This window comes from Hafnia paralvei (assembly GCF_020150375.1).
Classification (GTDB): Bacteria; Pseudomonadota; Gammaproteobacteria; order Enterobacterales; family Enterobacteriaceae; genus Hafnia; species Hafnia paralvei.
This window is the reverse complement of record NZ_CP083737.1, coordinates 1,498,803-1,524,302: the sequence shown is the minus strand read 5'-3', so window position 1 is coordinate 1,524,302 and position 25,500 is coordinate 1,498,803. Positions and strand designations below refer to the sequence as shown.

At 50.2% G+C, this 25,500-nt stretch carries 19 protein-coding genes; 15 read left to right on the top strand and 4 right to left on the bottom strand.

Going from position 1 to position 25,500, the window contains the following annotated elements:
* Positions 1–166 precede the first annotated feature (166 nt).
* The 3 genes from ggt (at position 167) to K9N75_RS07165 (ending at position 6,287) form a co-directional block, all read left to right on the top strand.
* Positions 167–1,915, top strand: a complete 1,749-nt coding sequence (ggt, locus tag K9N75_RS07175; RefSeq protein ID WP_224452593.1) for a gamma-glutamyltransferase — start codon at positions 167–169, stop codon at positions 1,913–1,915.
* A 186-nt stretch (positions 1,916–2,101) separates the two neighbouring features.
* Positions 2,102–5,359, top strand: a complete 3,258-nt coding sequence (locus tag K9N75_RS07170) for a DEAD/DEAH box helicase (protein ID WP_224452399.1) — start codon at positions 2,102–2,104, stop codon at positions 5,357–5,359.
* Between the two features lie 109 nt (positions 5,360–5,468).
* Positions 5,469–6,287, top strand: a complete 819-nt coding sequence (locus K9N75_RS07165; RefSeq protein WP_008812810.1) for a pyridoxal phosphatase — start codon at positions 5,469–5,471, stop codon at positions 6,285–6,287.
* A 591-nt stretch (positions 6,288–6,878) separates the two neighbouring features.
* On the opposite strand, the gene modC is transcribed toward K9N75_RS07165, so the two are convergent.
* From modC to K9N75_RS07145, 4 genes are all read right to left on the bottom strand, one after another.
* Entirely contained in the window at positions 6,879–7,937 is a 1,059-nt protein-coding gene (gene modC, locus K9N75_RS07160) for a molybdenum ABC transporter ATP-binding protein ModC (protein ID WP_096081067.1), read from the bottom strand.
* A gap of 5 nt (positions 7,938–7,942) precedes the next feature.
* Positions 7,943–8,632 carry a molybdate ABC transporter permease subunit gene (modB, locus tag K9N75_RS07155; RefSeq protein ID WP_004096300.1) on the bottom strand — a complete coding sequence of 230 codons (690 nt, stop codon included), beginning with the start codon at positions 8,630–8,632 and terminating at the stop codon, positions 7,943–7,945.
* Positions 8,632–9,399 carry a molybdate ABC transporter substrate-binding protein gene (modA, locus tag K9N75_RS07150; protein ID WP_008812808.1) on the bottom strand — a complete coding sequence of 256 codons (768 nt, stop codon included), beginning with the start codon at positions 9,397–9,399 and terminating at the stop codon, positions 8,632–8,634. Before modA ends, modB begins: the two co-directional genes overlap by 1 nt.
* Before the next feature lie 205 nt (positions 9,400–9,604).
* Positions 9,605–9,754, bottom strand: coding sequence for an AcrZ family multidrug efflux pump-associated protein (locus K9N75_RS07145; RefSeq protein WP_008812807.1), 150 nt, complete (start codon positions 9,752–9,754; stop codon positions 9,605–9,607).
* A 206-nt stretch (positions 9,755–9,960) separates the two neighbouring features.
* Between K9N75_RS07145 and modE the strand changes: the two genes are divergently transcribed.
* The 12 genes from modE (at position 9,961) to K9N75_RS07085 (ending at position 25,262) form a co-directional block, all read left to right on the top strand.
* Complete coding sequence (gene modE / locus K9N75_RS07140) at positions 9,961–10,752, top strand: molybdenum-dependent transcriptional regulator (protein ID WP_008812806.1); 792 nt, start codon at positions 9,961–9,963, stop codon at positions 10,750–10,752.
* A 153-nt stretch (positions 10,753–10,905) separates the two neighbouring features.
* Positions 10,906–12,372 carry a molybdate ABC transporter ATP-binding protein ModF gene (gene modF, locus K9N75_RS07135; protein WP_224452398.1) on the top strand — a complete coding sequence of 489 codons (1,467 nt, stop codon included), beginning with the start codon at positions 10,906–10,908 and terminating at the stop codon, positions 12,370–12,372.
* A 107-nt stretch (positions 12,373–12,479) separates the two neighbouring features.
* Positions 12,480–13,295, top strand: a complete 816-nt coding sequence (locus K9N75_RS07130) for a CPBP family intramembrane glutamic endopeptidase (RefSeq protein ID WP_096081070.1) — start codon at positions 12,480–12,482, stop codon at positions 13,293–13,295.
* A 272-nt stretch (positions 13,296–13,567) separates the two neighbouring features.
* Entirely contained in the window at positions 13,568–14,584 is a 1,017-nt protein-coding gene (gene galE, locus K9N75_RS07125; RefSeq protein ID WP_061060265.1) for a UDP-glucose 4-epimerase GalE, read from the top strand.
* A 22-nt stretch (positions 14,585–14,606) separates the two neighbouring features.
* Positions 14,607–15,656, top strand: coding sequence for a galactose-1-phosphate uridylyltransferase (galT, locus tag K9N75_RS07120; protein WP_008812802.1), 1,050 nt, complete (start codon positions 14,607–14,609; stop codon positions 15,654–15,656).
* A 10-nt stretch (positions 15,657–15,666) separates the two neighbouring features.
* The gene (galK, locus tag K9N75_RS07115; protein ID WP_039187061.1) at positions 15,667–16,824 is read left to right on the top strand and encodes a galactokinase; all 1,158 of its coding nucleotides are present in this window, start codon (positions 15,667–15,669) and stop codon (positions 16,822–16,824) included.
* Positions 16,818–17,873, top strand: a complete 1,056-nt coding sequence (gene galM / locus K9N75_RS07110) for a galactose-1-epimerase (RefSeq protein ID WP_064574616.1) — start codon at positions 16,818–16,820, stop codon at positions 17,871–17,873. Before galK ends, galM begins: the two co-directional genes overlap by 7 nt.
* Before the next feature lie 583 nt (positions 17,874–18,456).
* Complete coding sequence (locus tag K9N75_RS07105; protein ID WP_008812799.1) at positions 18,457–18,882, top strand: hypothetical protein; 426 nt, start codon at positions 18,457–18,459, stop codon at positions 18,880–18,882.
* 88 nt (positions 18,883–18,970) lie between these two features.
* Positions 18,971–19,342 carry a copper-binding protein gene (locus K9N75_RS07100; RefSeq protein ID WP_008812798.1) on the top strand — a complete coding sequence of 124 codons (372 nt, stop codon included), beginning with the start codon at positions 18,971–18,973 and terminating at the stop codon, positions 19,340–19,342.
* Positions 19,343–19,354: 12 nt separating this feature from the next.
* Positions 19,355–20,611, top strand: a complete 1,257-nt coding sequence (locus tag K9N75_RS07095; RefSeq protein WP_008812797.1) for a TolC family protein — start codon at positions 19,355–19,357, stop codon at positions 20,609–20,611.
* Entirely contained in the window at positions 20,608–22,125 is a 1,518-nt protein-coding gene (locus tag K9N75_RS07090; RefSeq protein ID WP_224452397.1) for an efflux RND transporter periplasmic adaptor subunit, read from the top strand. Before K9N75_RS07095 ends, K9N75_RS07090 begins: the two co-directional genes overlap by 4 nt.
* On the top strand, positions 22,122–25,262 hold the full coding sequence (locus K9N75_RS07085) for an efflux RND transporter permease subunit (RefSeq protein WP_224452396.1): 3,141 nt from the start codon (positions 22,122–22,124) through the stop codon (positions 25,260–25,262). Before K9N75_RS07090 ends, K9N75_RS07085 begins: the two co-directional genes overlap by 4 nt.
* The last annotated feature ends 238 nt before the right edge of the window (positions 25,263–25,500 follow it).

Genomic DNA, 25,500 nt, shown 5'->3' with positions numbered 1-25,500 from the left:
TATTTTCTCATTCCCGTCTATCCTTATTTGGTTACTCATTCGCCAAGCTGAATGCTGGCCTAGATTTTGCTTTTACTAATACTCGCGATAACGATAGTTCGCGCCCACGAGCGCAACACCGCCAATAACAAGATTAGACAGGGGTTTTACTATGAATAAATGGCCTATGGCTCTGGCGCTATCAGCGCTCTCTTTAGCACTCTTTCAGGGCGCCTATGCGGCCTCAATGCCCGCCGTTGAAGCAAAAAACGGGATGGTAGTAAGTTCTCAGCATCTCGCCTCGCAGGTTGGTGTTGAAATCCTAAAAATGGGCGGCAACGCAATTGATGCCGCCGTGGCCGTGGGCTATACGCAGGCGGTGGTTAACCCCTGCTGCGGTAACATCGGCGGCGGCGGGTTTATGACGATCCACTTAGCCAACGGCGAAAACACTTTTATTAACTTCCGTGAAACTGCTCCGGCAGCAGCCAGTGCCAATATGTATCTCGATGAAAAAGGCGCCGTGAAAAAAGGCGCTAGCCTCTATGGCTATCTGGCCTCGGGCGTTCCGGGAACCGTGCTAGGACTTGATACCGCTCAGCGAAAATACGGTAAGCTGACTCGCCAACAGGTAATGGCCCCCGCAATCAAGCTGGCGCGTGAAGGTTTTATTCTTAATCGTGGCGATACCGATATCTTAGACACCACCATCGCAAAATTTCGTGATGATCCGGAAGCTGCCCGTATTTTTCTACGCAAAGACGGCGAACCATTTCAGCCCGGCGATCGCCTGATTCAAACCGACTTAGCCAACACGTTAGAAGCGATTGCTCAAAACGGGCCGGATGCGTTCTACCACGGAAAAATTCCGCAGGCCGTTGAGACCGCAGCGAAAAAAGGCGGCGGCATTCTCACAGCCCAAGACTTTGCTAATTATCGCATTGCAGAAACAGCACCGATTACCTGCTCCTATCGTGGATATGAATTTGTTTCCGCACCACCGCCGAGCTCAGGGGGTGTAACGCTGTGTGAAATCCTGAATGTTCTGGAAGGCTACGACCTGAAGACATCCGGTTTTAACTCAGCACAAACCATCCACACCATGACCGAAGCAATGCGCCATGCCTATATGGATCGCAATACGTTCTTGGGCGATCCGGCATTTGTCAAAAACCCAACGGAGAAGCTACTGAGCAAAGAGTATGCGGTAGAGATCCGTAAACAGATCCAACCCGAAACCGCAACACCTTCCAGCAAGGTTCAACCGGGTATGGAGCCGCATGAAAAGCCCGAAACTACGCACTATTCGATTGTCGACCACAATGGCAATGCCGTTTCAACCACCTATACCATTAATGGACGTTTTGGTTCGGTGGTGATTGCACCGGGCACTGGTTTCTTCCTCAATGACGAAATGGATGATTTCACCGTCAAAGTGGGCGAGCAAAATATGTATGGGTTAGTGCAAGGCGCGACCAACGCCATCGCGCCGGGTAAACGCCCGCTGTCATCCATGACGCCAACGCTGGTAACGAAAGATGGCAAAGTGTTTATGGTCGTAGGCTCGCCAGGCGGTTCACGTATCATCACCATCACGTTGCAAACGGTATTGAACGTTATCGATCATGGAATGGCGCCACAGGAAGCCGTAGATGCACCACGCATTCATCACCAATGGCTGCCAGATGAGGTTTATTTCGAACAGCGCGGACTTTCACCTGATACACAAAAATTACTGCAGGAACGCGGTTATAAATTAGTGGAGCAAACCCCTTGGGGCGCTGCTGAACTGATTATGGTCGGTTTGCCAGGAGCAGCCGGAGTAAGTTCGGAAAGCTCCGGCAATGACTCTGCGGTATCGGGTAAAGTACGAGAAGGGTTTATCTACGGCGCAAACGACGTCCGTCGCCCATCAGGTTCTGCCGTCGGATATTAATCTGTACCACATTATCGCTTTCTGCCCCTAAGAGATTAGGGGCATCGCCCCCTTATAGCGCTTTATCTGTTAGAATACCTTTTCTTTTTTTCGTGCTGATGTGCACAGCAACATCAATGGACGAAAACTTCTCAACGTCTAATTGCTGCCATTTTCCTTTCAAACGATGAAGAAGAGATCAAGATAATGCCGTCAGTTTCCTATGACCGGACACAGGTTGCTCAATGGCTTGGTCATGCGACCTTAGCTAAGGCACGAGACTATTCTCGCGCCGTTTCGCAACTACACTGGCAAGGTAATATGCTTACTGCCAAGGTACAGGGAACCGAGCGCCGCCCCTACGCGGTCGCCATCTATTTTCACAACAAACAAAATCAATTACGTATTGAAGGCGAATGTTCCTGCCCTGTCGGCTTTAACTGCAAGCACGTCGCTGCCGTTCTATTGGCCGGTCTTGAAGAACAAGAAACGACCTCAACCGGAGCGCGTCCGGAACTTTTACGCTGGTTAGAAGCCTTTCGTGCACAGCAAATAACGCCAGCGTCTGCCAAAAAGCCGACGCAAACCTTAGCCTATGTTTTAGCCTGGTCAGAACATCGCCAGCATCATGAGATCCGTTTATTTAAAGCCAAATTAGATAAAGACGGCTCAATTCGAAGCATTGATCAGCAGTGGAATAACATTGAGCCTGCGCTATCCAAGCCCCCCAAATTTGTTACGCCTGAAGATTTTCAAATTTTGCGCGAACTCTGGCTGGAGCGCCCGCGCAACGGTATAGCGGCATTTGAACTTCAGGGCAACAGCGGCTCAGCGCTTATTCGTAAAATGATGGCCACGGGCCGTTTCTTTGTCAGTGATTCCAATGAACCTTTATATCTCGGTGAACCTCGTTCAGGTGATATCCAATGGCAGAGACTCCCCGATAACCGCCTGCGTCCCGTGTTGCAAACACAACCACAGGCCTCCGTTGTGTTACCGACAACTCCCCCGTGGTATATCGATACGCAAAGTGGTGAAGCCGGAGTGGCTGAGCTAGCCAAACCATTTCCCCAGTTGGACGAATTTCTATCCATGCCACCGATCTCGCTTGGCGAAGCACCTTTGGTTGCCGCCGTGCTCGGTGAAATTGCGCCTGAACTACCGCAGCCACCAACGGTAACATCATCAGATCTCCGAGTGATTGATGTCGAGCCGGTGCCGGTACTCAAACTCGATACCCAAAATGTCTATATGGGTGGCTTTGGCAACTATGGTTATCGTAACTGGCCGCTCGATTTTGCCACCTTCAGCTTTGATTATGAGGGGATCAGCGTCGATCCGAAGCATGACACGACACTGTTTCCATCTGACGACGGCAGCGTGATTCAGATCCAGCGCCGTATTGAAATTGAAAAGCGACGGGCTAAAGAGCTGAAAAACTGCGGCCTAGAGCCCATCATATTAAGTGATAAAACCCGCCCACCCACGTTACCTGCCGATATTTATGGTCTTCCTAGCCCAGAAAGTTGGCCACTGTTTGTCAGCCATACCTTGCCAACGTTGGAAAATAAGGGCTGGCGCATCGTCATGACGCGTGACTCTAGCTTTAATGTTATTGATATCAATGATATTAGCGGCAGCGTGCAATCTTCTGAAGAGGGTTGGTTTGACGTTGAAATGGGGATTTTGGTGGGTGAACGCACCGTGCGATTAGAGCCACTGCTCGCAGATCTGTTTCGACGCGACCGTCGCTGGCTAGACGGTGAGTTAGAAAATATCGCCGACGATGAAGGTATTATTCTTAGCACAGAACAAGGTGAACGTTTACGCATCGCCGCTAACCGCTTGAAGCCCGTCGTTCGTGTACTGGTTGACCTCTTTGCTCAGCTTGGCAACGGCACGGGAACACTTAAAGTTTCAGCTCTCGATGCGGGTCGTTTAGCCGCGTTAAGCAATACTGGGCGCTGGCAGTTTCACGGCGACACCTCGATTCAGGAGTTGGCACAACGCCTTCAGGACGGGCCCGGATTGCAGCTGGTTCCCATTCCTCTTGGATTGCAGGCAACGCTGCGCAGCTATCAGCATCAAGGTTTAAGCTGGATGCAGTTCTTACGCCAGCACGATATTTCCGGTGTTCTCGCCGATGACATGGGCCTAGGAAAAACGGTACAAACGCTGGCGCACATACTTGCTGAAAAAGAATCGGGACGGCTCGATCGCCCTGCGCTGATCGTCGTGCCGACAACGCTGGTACATAACTGGCGCGAAGAGGCTGCACGCTTCACGCCAGACCTCAACGTACTGGTTCTCAACGGCCCGCAGCGCAAAGAACATTTTGATCAGATAGATCAGTTTGATTTGATCCTTACCACCTATTCGCTACTGTGGCGCGATCAAAAAGTGCTGACCCAGCACGATTACCACCTATTGATCCTTGATGAAGCACAGTATGTCAAAAATGCGACTACGCGTGCGGCGACGGCATTAAGGGATTTAAATGCCCGTCATCGACTGTGCTTAACCGGTACGCCGTTGGAGAATCATCTAGGAGAAATATGGTCGTTGTTCGATTTCCTGCTGCCAGGATTCTTGGGTAGCCAAAAAGAGTTTAATCAGCGCTGGCGTGTCCCTATTGAAAGGGATGGAGATAATGTCAGACGCGATCTCCTCGTACGTCGCATTCGACCATTTATGCTACGCCGTCGCAAAGATGATGTCGCTACCGAGCTGCCACCAAAGACTACGCTATTACGTACCGTTGAACTTAAAGGCTCGCAGCGCGATCTCTACGAAACCGTACGTACTGCCATGCAGGAGAAAGTACGCACCGCGATAGATTCACAAGGCATGGCACGCAGCCACATTATCGTCTTAGACGCCCTGCTGAAGCTGCGACAGGTATGCTGCGATCCGCGCTTGGTGAATCTAGAAAAGGCGGCTTTAGTCAAAGAGTCAGCCAAGCTCGAGCTCCTCCTTGAACTCTTGCCGGAAATGATTGAAGAAGGCCGCCGCATTTTGCTGTTTTCTCAATTCACCGGCATGCTCGATTTGATTTCTCAAGCGCTAGATAAAGCAGGTATCGCCTATGTGACGTTGACAGGCTCAACGGCCGATCGTCATGCACCTGTGCAACGTTTCCAGCGAGGGGAAGTTCCTCTGTTCTTGATCAGTCTGAAAGCGGGTGGCGTGGGCTTAAACTTGACCGCAGCCGATACGGTCATACATTACGACCCTTGGTGGAACCCTGCAGCAGAGAATCAGGCTACCGATCGTGCACACCGCATGGGACAAGATAAGCCTGTCTTTGTTTATAAACTGATTGCCGCTGGCAGCATTGAAGAGAAAATCGTGGCACTGCAGGATAAAAAAGCAGCGTTGGCAAACAGTATTTTATCTGAAGATAGCAGTGGAACGACCAAATTCTCCGCCGACGATCTTAGCGCTCTGTTTGAACCTATGCCCTAAGCTCAACGGCAGTTTTACATTTTTCAAATTAGCGTATGGGTGTAATATTCAGGTGAAAATATCACGCTAATTATAATCAGAATGACTATTACCCATTAAAGGAACGTTTATGAGCTACCGCATGATTGCACTTGATTTGGACGGTACCCTGCTGACGAGTCGTAAGCAGATACTACCAGAATCGTTGGCTGCACTAGATTTGGCACGTAAAGCGGGTCTAGAAGTGATGATTGTTACGGGACGCCACCATATTGCGATTCATCCTTTCTATCAGGCTCTGAAATTAACAACTCCAGCGATTTGCTGTAATGGCACCTATCTATATGACTATCAGGCGCGCAGCGTTTTAGCATCAAATCCGTTGGCTCCCGCTCAAGCTCACCAAGTTTTAGATCGTTTAGATCAAATGAATATCCACGGCCTGATGTACGTTGACGACGCCATGCTATACCAACAAACCAGCGGGCATGTGATTCGCTCACATGCATGGGCCGAGTCATTGCCTGAAAATCAGCGTCCGACACTCATTCAGGTCGATAGCCTGCAACAAGCCGCTAATGATGTGAAATCTATCTGGAAATTTGCGACCTCAGACACCGATATCGCTAAACTTCGCGCCTTTGCCGACGGCGTTGAAGCCGATTTGGGACTGACCTGCGAGTGGTCGTGGCACGATCAGGTCGATGTGGCTCAATCAGGTAACAGCAAAGGAAATCGCCTAGCCGAATACGTCGCGTCACGCGGCATTGATATGTCTGAAGTGATTGCTTTTGGCGATAACTTTAATGATATCAGTATGCTAGAAAATGTCGGACTTGGTGTTGCTATGGGCAACAGCGCCGATGAAGTCAAAGCGCGCGCTAAAGCAGTGATTGGTGGAAATGAAGAAACCTCAATTGCCGACTTCCTAAAACAAAACGTTCTATAGTTTCAATTCAATAGCAGCATTTTCAGACTTATTCTTTAAGGGTGAGGGAGAAGTGTTATTCCCTCACGCCTTAGCTACGTTTCAACTGCCTGTTCTGAGAATGCTAGAACAGCAAGTCAATCAGCCGCATCGCTGCGACAATGAATTCTAAAACAACAATAATTGCTGATAGTAGACTCACCCGTTTGCTCCCTGCATCAAGGAGCATGATACTGGCACGGTTTACCTTCACACTGCCTATCGCCATACCAAGATCACATGTTAGGGCGATCGTACCATGCTCCAAGCCAAGGCACTGACCAGCACCACCCGCATCAGCTAGGACTTAAGAAATCATTACCCCTTAACATGGTAATCCGCACCTAACAGAACTGATTATATATACAGTTATTTATCTTTGTATATTCACATTGTTTTACATCATTCTTAAGATACAGGCATATTGCAGAATGAGTGAATCTATCGTTATACTCCTGTTCGTTAGGGTGATCGTGCCATGCATAATTTACCTTCGGCAACCAACCGACAGGTAATGCATAACAAAAAACTCCGCTAAAATGCGGAGTTTTTTGTGTTTACGATTCTCTGGTTTTAACGGCTAATAGACACGCTTTTTATCTGCGCATAAAGCTGCTGGCCGGTGTGGATATTCAAGTCATCTCGAGCCCACGGTGTAATACGCGCCCAAAGAATCGCATTCCCTACCGATAGCTTCACTTCTACCTGACCATCGACATCCAGACACTCAATTACTGTGGCCGCTAGTATATTGCGAATACTGCTCGCCACAGGCGGTTCAGGCACTAAAGAAACATCGGCGGCATTGATGCGGATACGTAAATGGGTTTGTGGCTGCACATCCAATTTTCCCACCCAAATATGCTGTGTGCCCACAGACAGCGCCGTCATCGCATAGGATTCATGGTGCTTTAACACACTCACGTTCAGCACGCTGCTCTGCTCTTCTTTCTGCAGCCATGGGCGCAAGGCGCTGCTAGCCCATACGTCTTCGAGCAAACCAAATGCCCGAACTTTCCCTTGATCGAGCAGCAACACATGATCCGCTAACTGAAGGATCTCATCCATACTATGGCTGACGTACAAGATCGGAATATTGACGTCCTGCGCCAAACGCTCCAGATAGGGCAACAGCTCGCGTTTACGTGGTAAATCCAGCGAAGCTAACGGCTCATCCATCAGCATCACTTCGGGGGCTGTGAGTAACGCACGGCCAATCGCAACACGCTGCTTTTCGCCTCCCGATAAGCTGAAGGGAAAACGGTCTAGTAACGCCTCAATACCCAGTAATCGCACGATACTGTCAAACTGCGAGCGCATTGAATCAGCCATGCCATATTCCAAATTTCCACGCACCCGATAGTGTGGAAACAACCGCGCGTCTTGAAACACGTAACCGATGCGACGCTTTTCTGGCGGTAGACAGATACGGCGTTGGCAATCAACCAGCGCTCGTCCGTTCAGGATAACTGAGCCTTTCTGCGGACGAGTAAGCCCGCCAATCACGTTGATGAGCGACGTTTTTCCCGCACCGGATAGGCCAAAAATGGCGGTGATCCCCTTTGAAGGAAGGGTCGCTTTAACGTCTAAATTCAGATCGCCAAGGCGCTGATGAATATCAAGTTCTAACATGCGTCTTAGCCTCCCAAGCGTTTCTGGCTCCAGCGCGCCAACCATTCTGATAACAGCAATGAAACCAGTGATAGCACAATAGCGATAGCACATAATCGTGCGGCGTCGGCTTCAGCGCCTGGGGTTTCAATCAGCGTATACATGGCTAGCGGGATGGTTCGTGTTTCACCCGGAATATTGGAAACAAAGGTAATTGTCGCACCAAACTCACCTAACGAACGGGCAAAGGCAAGCACGGTTCCGGCTAAAATGCCCGGAAACGATAGCGGTAGCGTAATAGTGAAAAAAACTCGCCACGGATTCGCGCCGAGCGTACGCGCCGCTTGTTCAAGCTTAGAATCAACGGCAGACAGCGCTAAACGAATCGCACGAACCATTAACGGAAAAGCAACCACCGCCGACGCCAACGCGGCTCCGTGCCAACTGAAACTGAAGCTAAAACCGAACCAGTCGTATAGCCAAGCGCCAATAACACCTTTGCGCCCCATGCCAACCAAAAGTAAGTATCCAATTACCACGGGCGGTAAAACCAATGGCAGATGGATGATACTGTCGAGCAGAGACTTACCAGGAAAATTGCAACGGACCAATACCCATGCGGTAAAAATGCCAACAGGAAGGCTGAAGATAACGGCCGTCCCTGCCACTTGCAGGCTAAGGACAACCGCTTCCCACTCATATGCACTCAGAAACATTAGCGCGGAGTAAATCCATAACGAGTAAAGATGGCTGCGGCTTCAGGAGTACGCAGGTAATCATAGAAGGCGGTAACCGCAGGCGTTTGTTTGTCTTTAACTATCGCCATTGGGTATTCAACAGGTTTGTGTGAGTCGGCAGGGAAAATACCGACAACCTTCACTTTTTTACTGGCAACAGCATCAGAGCCGTACACAATTCCGAGCGGAGCCTCATCGCGTTCCACCAGCGCCAGTGCGGCACGGACGTCATTCGCGCGTGCCATTTGTGGAGACAGTTCGTCCCACGCGCCCAGTTTCTGTAGCGCTTCTTTCGCATAAATACCTGCTGGGACGTGATCTGGATCGCCAACCGCCAAACGGCCACCGTTCAGCAATGCTTTCCAGTCAGTTTTTTTGTCGATGTTCACTTTATCGATTTTGCTGTCTTTAGACGCCACCAGCACTAATTCATTACCCAGCAGAGTAATACGGGTATCGGCAACCATTGCTTTTTTATCAATAGCGAAATCCATCCACTGCTGGTCGGCCGAGATAAACAGATCGGCAGGTGCTCCCTGATCAATCTGGCGCGCCAATGTAGAAGAAGAGGCAAAAGAAGACACAATTTTCACGTCTTTGCCTTTTTCATACTGTGCAGCAATATCTTGCAACGCATTGGTCAGCGATGCTGCGGCAAATACGGTGACTTTCTCTTGCGCCACGGCGAATTGGCTTACGCCAACGGCAAGAAGGGTACCTACTGCCAGTTTATTCCACGCTTTCATCTCAGACTCCATAGAATGATGTTATGCCATACGTTATGTAGTCGATTATATGACGTTGCATTCTAAAGTGTCACTGACAATATCAGTAAACATGAGGTGGGTTTGATTTATGAGAAATTTAGCGAGAACGCATCGAACAGAAATAGCGTTAGCAAAATGTAGAAACGCCCAGCATCGCTGGGCGTAACAGGAAAGGCATCACGTTTTAATGATTCGAACGTTTTTCTTCAGAATGGCCAATACTAGAGATAATGTTAAACACTTCTCCCAAGCCATAAATCAAGCCAAGTATAGCTGCCATAACCACGGGAACCATGATTGCAGCGAATACCAGACTTTTCAGTAATTCCAACATAACAACCTCACTCAGTGTTGGTAGCAGCAATCATGCTGCATTTTCCAAGGCTGACTCATAATACAGAATGTCGCCGCATATATTAAACAGCTTAGCGTAAAATGTACGGCTCAAATGTGCGGTCTAGTGTTAATCAGACAATGCGGTTTGCGTCTTGGGGCCGTTATCAGCGAAAATACAGTGATAACCTGTGAAGGATGAACCTTATGCAAGCCGAAATTTTACTGACGCTAAAACTCCAGCAACGCCTGTTTGCCGACCCGCGTCGTATCGAATTACTCAAACAGGTACGCCACACCGGTTCTATCAGTCAGGGAGCAAAGCTGGCTGGCATTAGCTATAAAAGTGCGTGGGATGCCGTCAATGAAATGAATCAGCTCTCGGAAGAGACGTTGGTTGAACGCGCCACGGGAGGTAAAGGCGGCGGCGGTGCAAAAATTACTCGTTACGGCGAACGTCTGATTGCTCTGTACGACTTGCTAGGGCAAATTCAGCAAAAAGCCTTTGATGTGCTGAATAAAGACGATCTCCCACTGGACAGCCTGCTAGCAGCAATTGCCCGCTTTTCTTTGCAGACCAGTGCACGTAACCAATTTTTTGGCACCGTAACCGAACGCGATCACCAGCAGGTTCAGCAACACCTAAGCGTACAACTTGCCGATGGCAAAACGGTGTTACGGGCAGCAATTACCGAACAAAGCGCCGAGCGTTTGGCATTAGCGCCGGGCAAAGAAGTGTTGGTGCTGATCAAAGCACCATGGGTAAAACTCACCACTGACGAATCGCTCGCTGGTGCAGCAGACAATAATTTGACTGGAAAAGTAAGCCATATTCAGCTTGGCTCTGAGAATAGCGAAGTCCTAGTGCAACTCGATGGTGGCGTCACGCTGTGTTCGACCGTCGATAACCAGAATATGGCGCATCTGAAATTAAGCTTAGGGAAAACCGTAACGGCACAATTCAACGCCGATCAGGTGATTTTAGCCACCTTAGCCTAAGTTCTCTCCTTGATAAAATAGCGTTCCCTCCCTAGCCGGAGGGATATCGCTCCGTTATGTGGCTTATCAGTAAAATCTCTCGCTTCTGTCCTTGACTCTCTCTCACGTTCTGCTTATCCCTAGTAACTAAAAAATGACGATATTGGGAGCCGTATGACCTCGCTAACCTTTGCACAGGCACGATTTCGCCTCAGCGATACCCGCACGCTGTTTTTACCCAGCCTGATCATCCACTCTGGTGAAAGTTGGGCTTTCGTCGGGGCAAACGGCAGCGGAAAATCGGCGTTAGCACGTGCTTTAACGCAGGAACTACCGCTGTTGAACGGCCAAACAGAATCGCAGTTTGTACATAGTATCAGGCTCTCTTTCGAGCAATTACAAAAACTACTCAGCGACGAGTGGCAGCGTAATAACACCGATATGCTCAGCGAAGGCGAAGACGATACTGGCCGCACCGTGGCTGAAATCATTCAATCAGATATCAAAAATGCGCAGCGCTGCGAACAATTAGCCGCTCAGTTTGGCATCGAGTCACTTCTAGCACGACGTTTTAAGTATCTTTCTACCGGTGAAACGCGCAAAGCACTGCTGTGCCAAACGCTGATGTCACAGCCCGATTTGTTGGTGTTAGATGAACCTTTTGATGGGCTGGATATCAACTCACGCGCCCAGTTGGCACAAATGCTACAAGAGCTAAATGCCCAAGGCGTCACCACCGTGTTAGTGCTTAATCGCTTTGACGATATTCCTGATTTTATACAACACGTTGGCGTTTTGGCGGAATGCGAACTCACTCAGGTAGGGAGTCGCACAGAAGTACTTTCTCAGGCGCTCGTCGCCCAGTTAGCCCACAGTGAAAAACTTGATGGCATGCAGCTGCCTGAGACTGAAGATCCCACTAGGCAAGATCGATTACCTAACGATCAGCCACGAATCATTCTCAAAGACGGCGTCGTGCAGTACAACGATCTCCCGATCCTCAATCATTTGGATTGGCAGGTCGATCCCGATCAACATTGGCAGATTGTCGGACCCAATGGCGCTGGAAAATCAACGCTTTTAAGCTTGATTACTGGCGATCATCCGCAAGGCTACAGCAACGAACTCACGTTATTTGGTCGTCGTCGTGGCAGTGGTGAAACCATTTGGGATATCAAAAAACACATCGGTTACGTTAGCAGTAATCTTCATCTGGAGTATCGCGTTAGCATTAGCTTGCGCAATGTCATTTTGTCCGGCTTTCTGGATTCGATTGGTATCTACCAAGCCACCTCAGATCGACAGGAAAAACTCACCGATCAATGGCTAGAATTACTGGGCATGCGTACTTTAAGTCATCACCCATTTCACGATCTTTCTTGGGGACAGCAGCGCTTGGCGCTGATTGCCCGCGCTTTAGTCAAACATCCCGTGTTGCTGATTTTGGATGAACCATTGCAAGGGCTCGACCCACTCAACCGTCAGTTGGTCAAACGTTGGATTGATATTCTGATGAAAGATGGCAACAGCCAATTACTGTTTGTCTCCCATCATCCAGAAGATGCACCCGATTGTATTACTCACCGTCTCACTTTTGTGCCCACTGGCGATACTTATCACTATCAAACAGATCGCATCTAATTATCATGCGGGCTTCCTCTTTTACCGAAGCCCGCTTCTCAGAGCAGTTAAATAATTTCCCTGTGTTATCATTCGGCTTCAACTATAAGATATTAAGGGAATTACCTATGTGGGGTGCACTTGCTGCTTCATTAGCCGTACTTTCGTTTCAACGACAGCTATCCGCTTTCTTGCTCCTATCCGCCACCGCTCTCGCTTTTAGCCAAGGCATATTAAACTTTAATGCACTCGGCTTTATGGCCGTTGTCGCTCTGGCTGGCGTAGCTCGATATCGCTGGGAGAACCAACAAAAAGGGGGATTCAACAGCGAAGTCTTATTAGTCTTGGCTGCCGTCGTACTCTTTCTGCATCTGGTTCCTGGCTTCAATAACCCAAAAATTCTCGATAAGGTCATTGCAGGCCCGCACAGTGCGCCGTTCTCAATGTATTACAATTTCGATAAAGCGTTGGTGCCATTTATCTTACTGCTGGCATTGCCAACGCTGTTCCGCACCTCCTCAACCGCTTCTCGTCCATACTGGAACTGGCTGCTATTGGGTATCAGCGTACCTACTTTGCTACTTATCGCCGTTGCTTTGGGTGGCTTACGCATTGAATTGCATCAGCCAAGTTGGATTTGGCAATTTGCGCTGGCTAATCTCTTTTTTGTCTCTCTGGCCGAAGAAGCTCTATTTCGTGGTTATCTACAACAACGTTTAAGCGGATGGTTAGGCCATCTTCCGGCTCTGCTAATCACTGCGGTTATTTTCGGTTTAGCTCATTATGCCGGCGGTTGGCTGATGGTGGTTTTTGCTGGGTTAGCGGGCGTAATCTATGGTATAGCTTGGATGTGGAGCGGTCGACTCTGGGTCGCAACCCTCTTCCATTTCGGGCTTAACCTTATCCATTTGCTGTTCTTTACCTACCCGATGTACCACGCTTAAGTGAGTCGTCATCAGCGGTCTTACAGAGTTTTCCTTTTGTATGACCGCATGACACTTTTTCCAACCCAATTGAACTGAATGTAAACGTTACCACTTCACGACGCTAAATCCGCGCTTGCAGACCCACCTTACGCACTTCACAATGGACGCTAGTCCTAATACTAGGCGTTTACATCGTTGTGTAAACGATTCCATTTATTTAGCATAGATCACCTTTTTAACGGTTTTCTCATGCTACCTTTATGACATTGAAGGTTCCAAAGGAGCGAATCATGATTGTTTTAGTCACCGGTGGTAGCGGTTACATTGGCAGCCATACTTGTGTTCAGTTAATCGCCGCTGGGCATACACCAATCATCTTAGACAATCTTTGCAACAGCAAAGCCAGCGTTTTAGAACGCATCAACACGCTTACAGGCAAGACACCCGCACTGTATCAGGGCGATATTCGTGACCGCGCATTGCTGGATCGCATTTTTGCTGAAAACCGCGTTGATTCCGTTATTCACTTTGCTGGGCTAAAAGCCGTAGGCGAGTCAGTGCAAAAGCCTTTGGAGTATTACGATAATAACGTTAGCGGCACCTTGGTTTTACTCGAAGCCATGCGTGCGGCAAACGTTAAAAATATGATTTTCAGTTCATCGGCGACGGTTTATGGCGACCAGCCCAAAATCCCTTATGTGGAAGACTTCCCGACTGGCAACCCATCTAGTCCGTATGGACGCAGTAAATTGATGGTTGAACAAATGCTTGAGGATTTGCATCGCGCGGATCCTGAGTGGAGCGTCAGCCTGCTGCGCTATTTCAATCCCGTTGGGGCGCATCCGTCAGGCCTGATGGGGGAGGATCCACAGGGAATTCCAAATAACCTGATGCCCTATATTGCCCAAGTTGCCGTGGGTCGCCGAGATTCTCTGGCTATTTTTGGCAATGACTATCCCACCGAAGACGGTACCGGCGTGCGTGACTACATTCACGTTGTCGATTTAGCTGATGGGCACTTAGCCGCGCTAAACGTGATGACCAATAAACCTGGCGTACATATTTATAACCTCGGTGCAGGTGTGGGTTATAGCGTCTTGCAGGTAGTGAATGCCTTTAGTAAAGCCTGTGGAAAACCAGTCAATTATCACTTTGCCCCACGCCGCGCTGGCGATCTCGCCGCCTATTGGGCTGACTCGACTCGCGCAGATAAAGACCTCGACTGGCGTGTGACCCGAACTCTGGACGATATGGCACAGGACACTTGGCGCTGGCAGTCACAGAATCCACAGGGTTATCCAGAATAATATTCAAAGGAGCATGACTAAAATGACCACATTTAATCCGGTCGATCACCCTCATCGCCGTTATAACCCATTGACCGATCAGTGGGTGTTGGTCTCCCCGCATCGAGCTAAACGCCCGTGGCAGGGTGCACAGGAAACACCGTCGAATCAACAGCTACCGCAGCACGATCCCGACTGTTTTTTGTGCGCGGGCAATACGCGTGTCACCGGAGACAAAAATCCGAATTACACCGGTACCTATGTTTTTACCAATGATTTTGCCGCACTGATGCCGGATACGCCCGATGCTCCGCAAAATGAAGATCCACTGATGCGCTGTGAAAGTGCACGAGGCACCAGTCGCGTCATCTGTTTTTCGCCAGATCATAGTAAAACGTTGCCTGAACTCTCGCTGCCTGCACTCGAAGAAATTGTGAAAACCTGGCAGCAGCAAAGCGCCGATCTAGGTAAAACCTACCCGTGGGTGCAAGTCTTTGAGAATAAAGGTGCCGCGATGGGATGCTCAAACCCGCATCCACACGGTCAAATTTGGGCAAACAGCTTCCTGCCAAATGAAGCCGCACGTGAAGATCGCTTACAACAAGCCTATTTCGCAGAGCATCACTCTCCAATGCTGTTGGACTACGCAAAGCGTGAAATGGCCGATGGCAGCCGCACCGTAGTTGAAACTCAGCATTGGATCGCCGTTGTGCCTTACTGGGCGGCATGGCCGTTCGAAACACTGTTACTGCCTAAAACACACCTGCTGCGTATGACTGATATCAATGAAGAACAGCGGGCTGATTTAGCGGTTGCGTTGAAAAAATTGACCAGTCGCTATGACAACCTTTTCCAGTGTTCCTTCCCATATTCTATGGGCTGGCACGGTGCACCGTTCCATGAGATTGACTGTGTACACTGGCAGTTGCATGCGCATTTCTATCCCCCACTGTTGCGCTCCGCAACCGTGCGTAAATTTATGGTCGGCTACGAAATGCTGGCCGAAACTCAGCGCGATTTAACCGCAGAGCAAGCCGCCGAACGTCTGCGTGCCGTTAGCGACGTCCATTACCGTGAAGCCAATGCCAAATAAGGAAACGAAAATGAGTCTGCAACAACTTGCTAGTGTGACACAGGATATTTTTACCCGTTATTTTGGCTATGCTCCGGCAATGACCGTGCAGGCGCCGGGTCGTGTAAATTTGATCGGTGAACACACCGATTATAACGATGGCTTCGTACTGCCTTGCGCCATCGATTATCAGACGGTGATTAGTTGCGCCAAGCGTGACGATCGTACTGTACGTGTTATTGCCGCCGACTATGATAATGAGCAAGATGAATTCTCTCTTGATGCGCCGTTTGAATCCCACCCCACCAAAATGTGGAGCAACTACGTTCGCGGCGTAGTGAAATATTTGCAGATTCGTAACCCAAACTTTGGTGGTGCTGATTTAGTCATCAGCGGCAATGTGCCACAGGGCGCAGGATTAAGTTCTTCTGCTTCGCTTGAGGTTGCTGTTGGGCAGGCATTTCAAGCGCTGTATGACTTACCATTAGATGGCGTGCAACTAGCGCTAAATGGCCAAGAAGCGGAAAACAAATTTGTTGGCTGCAACTGCGGGATTATGGATCAATTAATCTCGGCCTTAGGCGAAGAAAAGCATGCTTTATTGATTGACTGCCGTTCACTCGAAACCCACTCCGTACCAATGCCAAAAGACGTTGCGGTGGTCATTATCAATTCCAACGTCAAACGGGGTCTTGTTGACAGCGAATACAATACACGCCGCCAGCAATGCGAAGCCGCAGCAAAATACTTCAACGTCAAAGCACTTCGTGATGTTACACAGGCCGAATTCGAAGCCAAACAGGCAGGTCTTGACCCTCTGGTTGCTCGTCGTGCGCGCCACGTTATCACGGAGAATGATCGCACCGAAGCCGCTGCCAAAGCGCTCGCTGCGGGCGATCTCAAATTGATGGGAACATTGATGGCTGAATCCCACGCTTCCATGCGAGACGATTTTGAAATCACCGTGAAGCCTATTGATAAATTAGTCGACATCGTGAAAGACGTGATTGGCGAACGTGGTGGCGTTCGTATGACTGGCGGTGGTTTTGGTGGCTGTATTGTTGCGCTGATGCCACTGGATCTGGTCGATGAAGTCCGTGCCACCGTTGAGCGTGAATATCAGGTGCAATCTGGGATTAAAGAGACTTTCTACGTCTGTTACCCATCGCAGGGAGCCAGCGTATGCTAAATTTCTCTGAATCTTCACGAGGCCCTGATGGCGAACCATTCCAATTCACAACGTTGACTAATAAGTCCGGTAGCGTTGCAACCTTTATGGACTGGGGAGCTACCTGGGTCTCATGTCAGATCGCACTCAACGATGGCAGCATGCGCGAGGTACTGCTCGGCTGCCAAACACCTGAACAGTTTACTCAGCAAAGCGCTTTTTTCGGTGCCACCGTGGGCCGCTATGCTAACCGTATTGCCAAGGCTCAATATGTCTATCAAGGCGAGAAAATCGTCTTGCAGCCAAGCCAAGGAGAAAACCTCCTGCACGGTGGTCCTGAAGGTTTTGACAAACGCCGCTGGGAACGCGTTTCTCATGATACTCACCACGTCACTTATCGGTTGGAGTCTGCCGATGGCGATCAGGGATTTCCTGGCCATCTTGCTGTGCAAACGACCTACCGTTTAACCGAAGACAACCGTATTGAAATTAGCTGGCAGGCGACCGTAGATAAAACCTGCCCGGTAAACTTAACCAACCATGCCTATTTCAATTTAGATGGCGACGGTTCAACAACCGATGCGTTAGCGCAGAAACTTCAGTTGTTTGCTGATAAATACCTGCCGGTTGAAAGCGATGGTATCCCCTGCGGAGACCTCACCGACGTCACCGGTAGCGGCATGGATTTCCGCCAAGCCAAAACGTTGCAACAAGACCTGCTGAAAGATCGCTGCCAACAACGCGTCAAAGGCTACGATCATGCCTATCTGTTGCATGACACCTGCCATAACGGCAGCCACCCAGCCGCGATCCTCACCGCAGCCGATGGCAAAATTGAAATGCAGGTATTTACTGATGCCCCTGCCCTGCAGCTTTACAGCGGTAATTTTTTGGCAGGAACGCCAGATCGCCGTGGCGCACAATACGCGGCTTATGCCGGCGTGGCGTTAGAAAGTGAGTTTTTACCTGATACCCCTAACCATCCTGAATGGCCGCAGCCAGATTGCTTTATAAAACCAGGTGAAAAGTATCAGGCTGCAACGACATATTGGTTTGTGGTGAAGGGGTGAGTTTTAGGCAGTAGCGCACACTCGCGGCATCTGAGCGTTCCTCTATGGGATTGCGGTGAAATGTTTCGTTCGCCGGTCAGCAAATGCGTTTCCATGAACCCGCTGGCGAAGGCGACCGATGAGGGGCGCCAGCGCGCCCCTTCAATCCGCGCGCTTTTTATCCGAGATGCCATCTCCGCTCCGGTTTGGTATCGCCCATCCAGGGCGCCCCAAACTCCGTCACGACATCCCTGTCGTGCCGGCTCTCCCTACGAAGACTTAAACTAAAAACCGGCCACGCTTTTTGTTTTGACGTTGACCTTTTCCGGCACGTTGTTCTTCAGCCGAAGTGAGGAATGAAGGCTAGGATTCGCCGACTCGGACGCCGGCACAAGGCTTATGTGATATTCGATGCTTTAGGCGTACGAAATATTTCACCACAACGCGCCCTAAAAGTTACCCATCAGTAACAAAAAAGTTAAATCAACTTACTGATTTTAAAAAACATCCTCTCCTGACAGTTCTTTACCCTCTAGCCCTTGTTCACTCTTGATGCTAAACGCTAAACTGGAAGCCGATTATTTTTGAGTGACTGTCCATTCCCATGTCTATCAGCAGCAAACTTCAGCAACGAATGCATAACCTACGCGTGAGAAACGTGTGGGCGACTGTGTTAGTTGCTTGTTGGGCGTTACTGAATGCGCAATTGGCTATTGCGGGTCACCAATGCAATATGAATGTCGATGGCCCTGCGCCGATGATCCAGCATGTGACCCATATGCAGGGTGCCCCTGCCGTAGTGGCGCATCACATGCAAGTGTCGGAAACCATGTGCGAGAAGCACTGTTCTCCGGACAGCATGAAGCAAGATCATGCTGAAGCGCAGTTAACGTTACATGCTATCCCCGTGAGTACTGAAATTGCGGCGATAGATCTTGCTGCCGTTGAGCTACCTGCCGATGTCGAATGGCGTCAGCCCCCCTCCATCGGACCTCCAGCCGAAATACGCTTTTGTCGCTTTAGAGAATAACTCCTGACGTAAAACCTCAATGTGGTTTTGCTGTGCTGTTTTTACCAACACACAGCGGGTTTTCGTCTTTTTTACAGGAGTTATTTTTATGTCTTATATCATCAATATCCGCGCCCTTTACGTGACAACCGCCGTTCTGTCTGCACTGACACTGTCTACACCGCTGCTTGCCAATACCCAACATCATGACATGAGCAATATGCATGACAGCATGCAGCATCATGACACTAACACTACCGTCTATCATTCTTCTGGCACCGTGAAAAGCTGGAGCCAAGAGAACGGCGTCTCGCTAACCCATGCACCTATCCCAGCACTGCATTGGCCAGCAATGACCATGACGTTTTCTCTGCCATCAACCTCCGCCATTAAGCCTGTTGCACCCGATAGCAAGGTGAATTTCAGCTTTATTCAAACCGAATCTGGTTATCAATTAACTGAAATCCATCCAGTTCAGTAACGGAGAAACATCATGCAAAACCGAAAGCAGCGCCGCATTGCGGCGTGGCTGGCGGCGATGTTTTTCCTGCCTGCCGCTTCTCAAGCGGCAAACCTGAGCTTGGATGAAGCCCTGAATGCCGCCCAAAAATACTCGGCGGCGCTCTCGGCTAACCAGCATCAGGTTAATGCACTGGAAAACATGGCTGACTCTGCCACTCAACTTCCCGATCCTAAATTGAAGTTTGGTATCGAAAACGTCCCTGTTGGCGGAGATAACGGACGACGATTAACGCGTGAAGGGATGACCATGCAGCGCGTTGGCATTATGCAAGACTACGTCAGCAGCGAAAAACGAGAGCGTAAGGCCGATACCCTGCGCGCAGAAGCAGCTAAAACAGCGGCTAACTCGCTTGCCATTCGGGCTCAGCTACAGCGAGACACCGCACAAGCATGGCTCGATTTGGCATTAGCTCAGCGCAGCGAAGAGCAAGCCAAAAAATTGGTCAGCGAAGGGCAACGCCAACTCCCACTGCAAAATGCTAGCGTTGCCAACGGTAGTGCGCCGAGCAGTGCCATTGACGCCAAACTCACCTTAGCTGCGATGCAAGATCGGGTCACCGATGCCAGCCGCGATGTACAGGTCGCGCAGGCTCGCCTGATGCAGCTAACGGGCGAAAGCGACGTTCGCACGGCGGGTTCTCTGCCCCGCTATCAACGCTTGCCTGCCGATCGTGATGTGCTCATTCAAGCTATCGACCGCCATCCTGAAGTGCTACAGGCCAAACGTGAATCAGACGTTGCACATGCCCGATCCGAGCAAACTGCGCTCGCCGCCGTGCCCGATGTGGGAGTCGAGGTCTATTACGCTAAACGTGGGGATGATTATGAGGATATGGCCGGCGTTATGTTTACCGTCGATCTGCCGCTGTTTAAATCCAAACGTCAGGATAAAGACTATGCCGCTGACGTGTCTCGCAGCATGGAGGCTAACGATCAGCTCACGCTCATTCAGCGAGATCATCGCGCTCAGCTAGATACTCTCATTGCCCAATATCAGGCGGCGCAAAACCGTTGGCAGCGCCAACAGCAAGAAGTCGTACCGCTACAGCAACAAAAAATTCGTCTGCTGGAAGCCCAATATCGTGCAGGTAGCAGTTCCTTAGCCGAAGTGATGAGTGGTCGACGCGACCTCTTGGAAAGCGAATTAGCCTCCGTGGCTGCCGAACGTGAAATGGCCAAAATCTGGGCCTCAATCCGCTATCTCATTCCGCAAGGGGCTGCACTATGAAAAATAAATTTACGTTAAGCGCTATTGTTGCTGCCTTGATCATCGCGGGCTGGGGAGGCTACACGTTAGGCTCACAGTCCCGCAATTCTCATGGGGTAGAGCCGACTAAACAGGCTTCAGATGATGGTCGGAAAGTGCTGTATTGGTACGATCCCATGGTTCCTGGCCAGCGATTCGATAAACCAGGAAAATCCCCGTTTATGGATATGGAGCTGGTGCCGCGCTATGCCAATGAGTCGGGACCAGAATCCGATAACGGCGTCAGCATCAGCGCACGTCAGCAGCAAAATCTAGGCATAAAAACCGCCGTGGCTGAACGCCATACGTTTACCAGTAATCTGAAAGCCTATGGCACCGTCGCGGTCAATGAACGCACGTTAAGCACTCTCTCCGCTCCCAGCGCGGGAGTTATCGAGCAGTTAAAAGTGAGAGCCTTGCAGCAAAGCGTTAAAGCTGGTGAAACGTTAGCCGTCATCTGGAATCCGAGTTGGAGCAGCGCTCAGCAAGAATATCTGGCAATCCGAGCAATGGGTGATAACGCGCTCACTCAGGCTGCTCGCCAACGTTTAGCATTGCAGTTTATGCCTGAAAGCGTTATCCGTGCGGTAGAACGCAGCGGCAAAGTACAACCTCGCATGACGATTGCGGCTCCGCGCAGCGGCTATGTTTCCAAGCTAGAAGTTCGTGAAGGGCAGCAGGTTGCAACCGCTCAACCACTATTTGAACTCGCAAGTCTCGATCCGGTATGGGTTGTCATTGATTACCCGCAGTCACAGGCCGATAGGCTTCGCTTGGGCGATAGCGTCACCGCCACCAGCAGCGCATGGCCGGGCGTCAGTTTCTCTGGACGCGTTAGCGAGCTGTTGCCCGAACTTGATGCAACCACCCGTAACCTAAAAGCGCGCATTGAACTCAGTAATCCTAAGCAGCAATTAAAACCTGGCATGTATTTAAACGTTGCCAGCGTCAGCAGTCATGAACGCAGCGCATTGGCCGTTCCACAGTCTGCACTAATGACTACCGGTGAAAATACTCACCTGCTGTTAAGCGACGGCAATGGACACTTTACGCCGGTTGCCGTGCGTACCGGTGAATCACAAGGTGAGTGGGTTGAAATCAAGGATGGCATCACTGACGGGCAGTCTGTCGTGACCTCTGGCCAGTTCATGCTCGATTCCGAAGCCAGTCTACGTAACGCGTTACCCCAATTTAGTGATGACAAACCTGCCACAGATACGGCATCAGCCGAAATATCACAAACCGCTCAGTACACAACAACCGGCGTGATTAAAGCGGTGGATGGCGAAAATGTGACAATCAGCCATGAAGCTATACCCGCTCTGAAATGGGGTCCCATGACCATGGACTTCACGTTGCCAGGAGGAAAACTGCCCGAAGGCGTGCAACTCGGTTCCCATATCAACTTCAGCTTTAGCATGGATGAAAATGGCATTGTTATCCGCCACATCATGCCAGCAGAGATGAAAATGGACATGTCGGGAGGCCAATCATGATCGCCTCCGTAATACGCTGGTCGCTCAAAAATCGCCTGCTGGTGCTACTCGCCGCTATCGGCCTTGCGGTGTGGGGGTTATGGGCAGTACAGAAGGCACCGCTGGATGCTCTGCCCGACCTTTCGGATACGCAGGTCATTATTCGCGTTAGCTACCCTGGCAAAGCGCCACAGGTGGTTGAAAATCTAGTGACCTATCCGCTCACGACCACCATGCTATCAGTGCCCGGTGCTAAAACCGTGCGCGGTTTCTCCATGTTTGGCGACTCTTACGTTTATGTACTGTTTGACGACGGCACTGATCCTTATTGGGCACGATCACGCGTGTTGGAGTACCTAAGTCAGGCACAGTCTACGCTGCCCCCAGAGGCCAAGGCATCATTAGGCCCCGATGCCACCGGCGTCGGCTGGGTTTATGAATATGCGCTAACCGATACCACAGGAAAATATAGCCTAGCCGATTTGCGTGCATTGCAGGACTGGACGCTGAAATATGAGCTAAAAACAGTGCCTAATGTTTCCGAAGTTGCCAGCGTTGGCGGGATGGTTCGTCAGTATCAGGTTGTCTTACAGCCGGAGAAAATGCGCGCGCTTAACGTTACCCATGATCAAATCTCCACCGCGATTAAATCCGCGAATCAGGAAGGCGGCGGTTCGGTTCTGGAACTGGGTGAAGCGGAATATATGGTGCGAACCTCTGGTTACCTGCAATCGCTAGACGACTTCCGTAACGTCGTCATCGCTAACCGTAACGGCGTGCCTGTGATGCTATCTGACGTTGCAACATTACGTTTAGGGCCGGAGATGCGCCGTGGCGTAGCCGAACTCAACGGTGAAGGTGAGGTCGCGGGTGGGATCATCGTGATGCGCTCGGGTAAAAACGCCCTTGAAACCATCAATGCCGTCAAAGACAAACTGCAGGAATTGCAAAAAAGTCTGCCTCCCGGCGTGAAGATCGTAACAACCTACGATCGCTCTCAGCTCATTGAACGCGCCATTGACACCCTTTCGCATAAACTGCTGGAAGAGTTCATCGTGGTTGCTGTGATTTGTGCGCTATTCCTATTCCATTTCCGTTCGGCATTGGTGGCCATTATCAGTCTGCCGTTGGGGATTTTGGGAGCGTTTGTCATCATGCATTATCAGGGGGTGAACGCTAATATCATGTCGCTGGGAGGTATTGCTATCGCCATTGGCGCTATGGTCGATGCCGCGATCGTGATGATCGAAAACATGCATAAGGTGCTCGAACAGTGGCGACACGAAAATGAAAATCGCACGCCAAGCAACGCCGAGTATTGGAAGATCGCAGAAAAAGCCGCCGTCGAGGTGGGCCCAGCGCTGTTTTGCAGTTTACTGATTATTACTTTGTCGTTTATTCCAGTATTCGCCCTAGAAGCGCAGGAGGGAAAAATGTTCTCTCCACTCGCCTTCACAAAAACGTATGCCATGGCGGTATCCGCGGGTTTAGGTATTACTCTAGTCCCCGTTCTGATGGGCTATTTTATTCGCGGAAAAATCCCTGATGAAAATGCGAATCCAATCAACCGCTGGCTGATTAAAGCCTATCATCCGTTATTAGATTGGGTGCTGGCGCGTCCTAAAACCACGTTGGTGATAGCCGCCGCATTGCTGTTAGCCACTGCGTATCCGCTAAGTCGATTAGGCAGTGAGTTTATGCCATCGCTCGACGAGGGTGATTTGTTGTACATGCCTTCAGCGCTGCCCGGTATTTCTGCCCGTGAAGCCAGTCGCCTGTTACAACTGACCGATCGCTTAATCAAAACCGTACCCGAAGTCGAAAGCGTCTTTGGTAAAGCTGGCCGCGCGGAGAGCGCCACCGATCCCGCCCCGCTCACCATGCTGGAAACAACGATTCTCTTTAAACCTCGCGAACAGTGGCGCGAAGGCATGACCATGGACACGCTGATTGCCGAACTCGACGCTCGCGTTCAGGTACCGGGGATTGCCAATGTCTGGGTGCCTCCGATTCGTAACCGTCTGGATATGCTATCTACTGGCATAAAAAGCCCCGTGGGCATCAAGGTTAACGGTAATAATCTACAGCAGATTGGGGACGTCGCCGAACAGATTGAACGCGTAGTACAAAAGGTACCAGGCGTTACGTCTGCGCTGGCTGAGCGCATGACCGGCGGGCGCTATATCGATATTGATATTAATCGCATCGCAGCAGCTCGCTACGGAGTGACCGTCAAAGAACTGCAATCGTTGGTATCGAGCGTTATCGGCGGTGAAAATATTGGCGAAACTATCGAAGGACGAGAACGATTCCCTATCAATATCCGCTACCCACGTGAAATTCGCGATTCCGTTGAGAAACTAAGAGCGTTACCGGTGGTTACCGCGAGCGGGGCTCAGGTCGCGCTGGGGGATTTAGCTCAGGTTCGCATTAGCGAAGGGCCACCTATGTTGAAAAGCGAAAACGCGCGTCTTTCTGATTGGGTGTACGTTGACCTCCGTGGCCGCGATCTGAAATCAGCAGTCGAAGAAATGCAGAGCGTGGTAGCAGAACAGGTGAAATTGCCTGAAGGCGTTTCGTTAAGCTGGTCAGGGCAATTCGAGTATATGGAACGCGCCAGCGCCAAGCTGCAAATGGTATTACCGCTTACGTTGATGATCATCTTTGTCCTGCTCTACATCACCTTTGGCAAGATCCGTGATGCCCTGCTGATCATGTGCACCCTGCCCTTCGCCCTAATCGGCGGCGTATGGTTGCTTTATCTGCTAGGTTATAATCTGTCAGTTGCTGGTGCAGTGGGCTTTATCGCTCTGGCGGGTGTGTCAGCCGAGTTTGGGGTAATTATGCTGCTTTACCTCAATCATGCCGTTGAAAAACATCAGCAAGGTGACCAACCATTAACTCATCGACAAATGTTGGCGGCGTTACACGAAGGAGCCGTGCTGCGAGTACGGCCGAAAGTGATGACGGTAGCCACGATTATGGCGGGTTTACTGCCTATAATGTGGGGCGGCGGCACGGGCTCTGAGGTCATGCAACGAATTGCAGCACCGATGATTGGCGGTATGGTCAGCGCACCTCTGCTCTCAATGCTGGTGATCCCTGCGGTATATTTATTGCTACACCCAGCAAAAGCGCAACAGCCACCTAAAGACTGATGGCTCTCACGCGTCGAAGCACTGCCTTAAACGGCAGTGCTTTTTCGTCTCTAACAACTGAATTAGGGATATAAGACGAATATATTCTCCTGAGATTTATCCGTTTCTCACTGTTTTCAAGACACTTTTATAAAAGTCTCATTCCTTTTCTTTGAATTGCCATCTACGCTTATTACGTAGCTGTATGTCTCAGCAATAATTAATCTAAAGCAACAAAACGACGGCAAAAATAAGGAAT

Excerpts from the sequence above, each read along its gene's own strand:
- modC (WP_096081067.1), bottom strand. The coding sequence starts at position 7,937 with ATGTTAGAACTTGATATTCATCAGCGCCTTGGCGATCTGAATTTAGAC.
- K9N75_RS07090 (WP_224452397.1), top strand. The coding sequence starts at position 20,608 with ATGAAAAATAAATTTACGTTAAGCGCTATTGTTGCTGCCTTGATCATC.
- K9N75_RS07170 (WP_224452399.1), top strand. The coding sequence starts at position 2,102 with ATGCCGTCAGTTTCCTATGACCGGACACAGGTTGCTCAATGGCTTGGT.
- modA (WP_008812808.1), bottom strand. The coding sequence starts at position 9,399 with ATGAAAGCGTGGAATAAACTGGCAGTAGGTACCCTTCTTGCCGTTGGC.
- galK (WP_039187061.1), top strand. The coding sequence starts at position 15,667 with ATGAGTCTGCAACAACTTGCTAGTGTGACACAGGATATTTTTACCCGT.
- galE (WP_061060265.1), top strand. The coding sequence starts at position 13,568 with ATGATTGTTTTAGTCACCGGTGGTAGCGGTTACATTGGCAGCCATACT.
- modF (WP_224452398.1), top strand. The coding sequence starts at position 10,906 with ATGACCTCGCTAACCTTTGCACAGGCACGATTTCGCCTCAGCGATACC.
- K9N75_RS07130 (WP_096081070.1), top strand. The coding sequence starts at position 12,480 with ATGTGGGGTGCACTTGCTGCTTCATTAGCCGTACTTTCGTTTCAACGA.
- modB (WP_004096300.1), bottom strand. The coding sequence starts at position 8,632 with ATGTTTCTGAGTGCATATGAGTGGGAAGCGGTTGTCCTTAGCCTGCAA.
- K9N75_RS07100 (WP_008812798.1), top strand. The coding sequence starts at position 18,971 with ATGTCTTATATCATCAATATCCGCGCCCTTTACGTGACAACCGCCGTT.
- K9N75_RS07165 (WP_008812810.1), top strand. The coding sequence starts at position 5,469 with ATGAGCTACCGCATGATTGCACTTGATTTGGACGGTACCCTGCTGACG.
- galT (WP_008812802.1), top strand. The coding sequence starts at position 14,607 with ATGACCACATTTAATCCGGTCGATCACCCTCATCGCCGTTATAACCCA.
- ggt (WP_224452593.1), top strand. The coding sequence starts at position 167 with ATGGCTCTGGCGCTATCAGCGCTCTCTTTAGCACTCTTTCAGGGCGCC.
- modE (WP_008812806.1), top strand. The coding sequence starts at position 9,961 with ATGCAAGCCGAAATTTTACTGACGCTAAAACTCCAGCAACGCCTGTTT.
- galM (WP_064574616.1), top strand. The coding sequence starts at position 16,818 with ATGCTAAATTTCTCTGAATCTTCACGAGGCCCTGATGGCGAACCATTC.
- K9N75_RS07145 (WP_008812807.1), bottom strand. The coding sequence starts at position 9,754 with ATGTTGGAATTACTGAAAAGTCTGGTATTCGCTGCAATCATGGTTCCC.
- K9N75_RS07105 (WP_008812799.1), top strand. The coding sequence starts at position 18,457 with ATGTCTATCAGCAGCAAACTTCAGCAACGAATGCATAACCTACGCGTG.
- K9N75_RS07095 (WP_008812797.1), top strand. The coding sequence starts at position 19,355 with ATGCAAAACCGAAAGCAGCGCCGCATTGCGGCGTGGCTGGCGGCGATG.
- K9N75_RS07085 (WP_224452396.1), top strand. The coding sequence starts at position 22,122 with ATGATCGCCTCCGTAATACGCTGGTCGCTCAAAAATCGCCTGCTGGTG.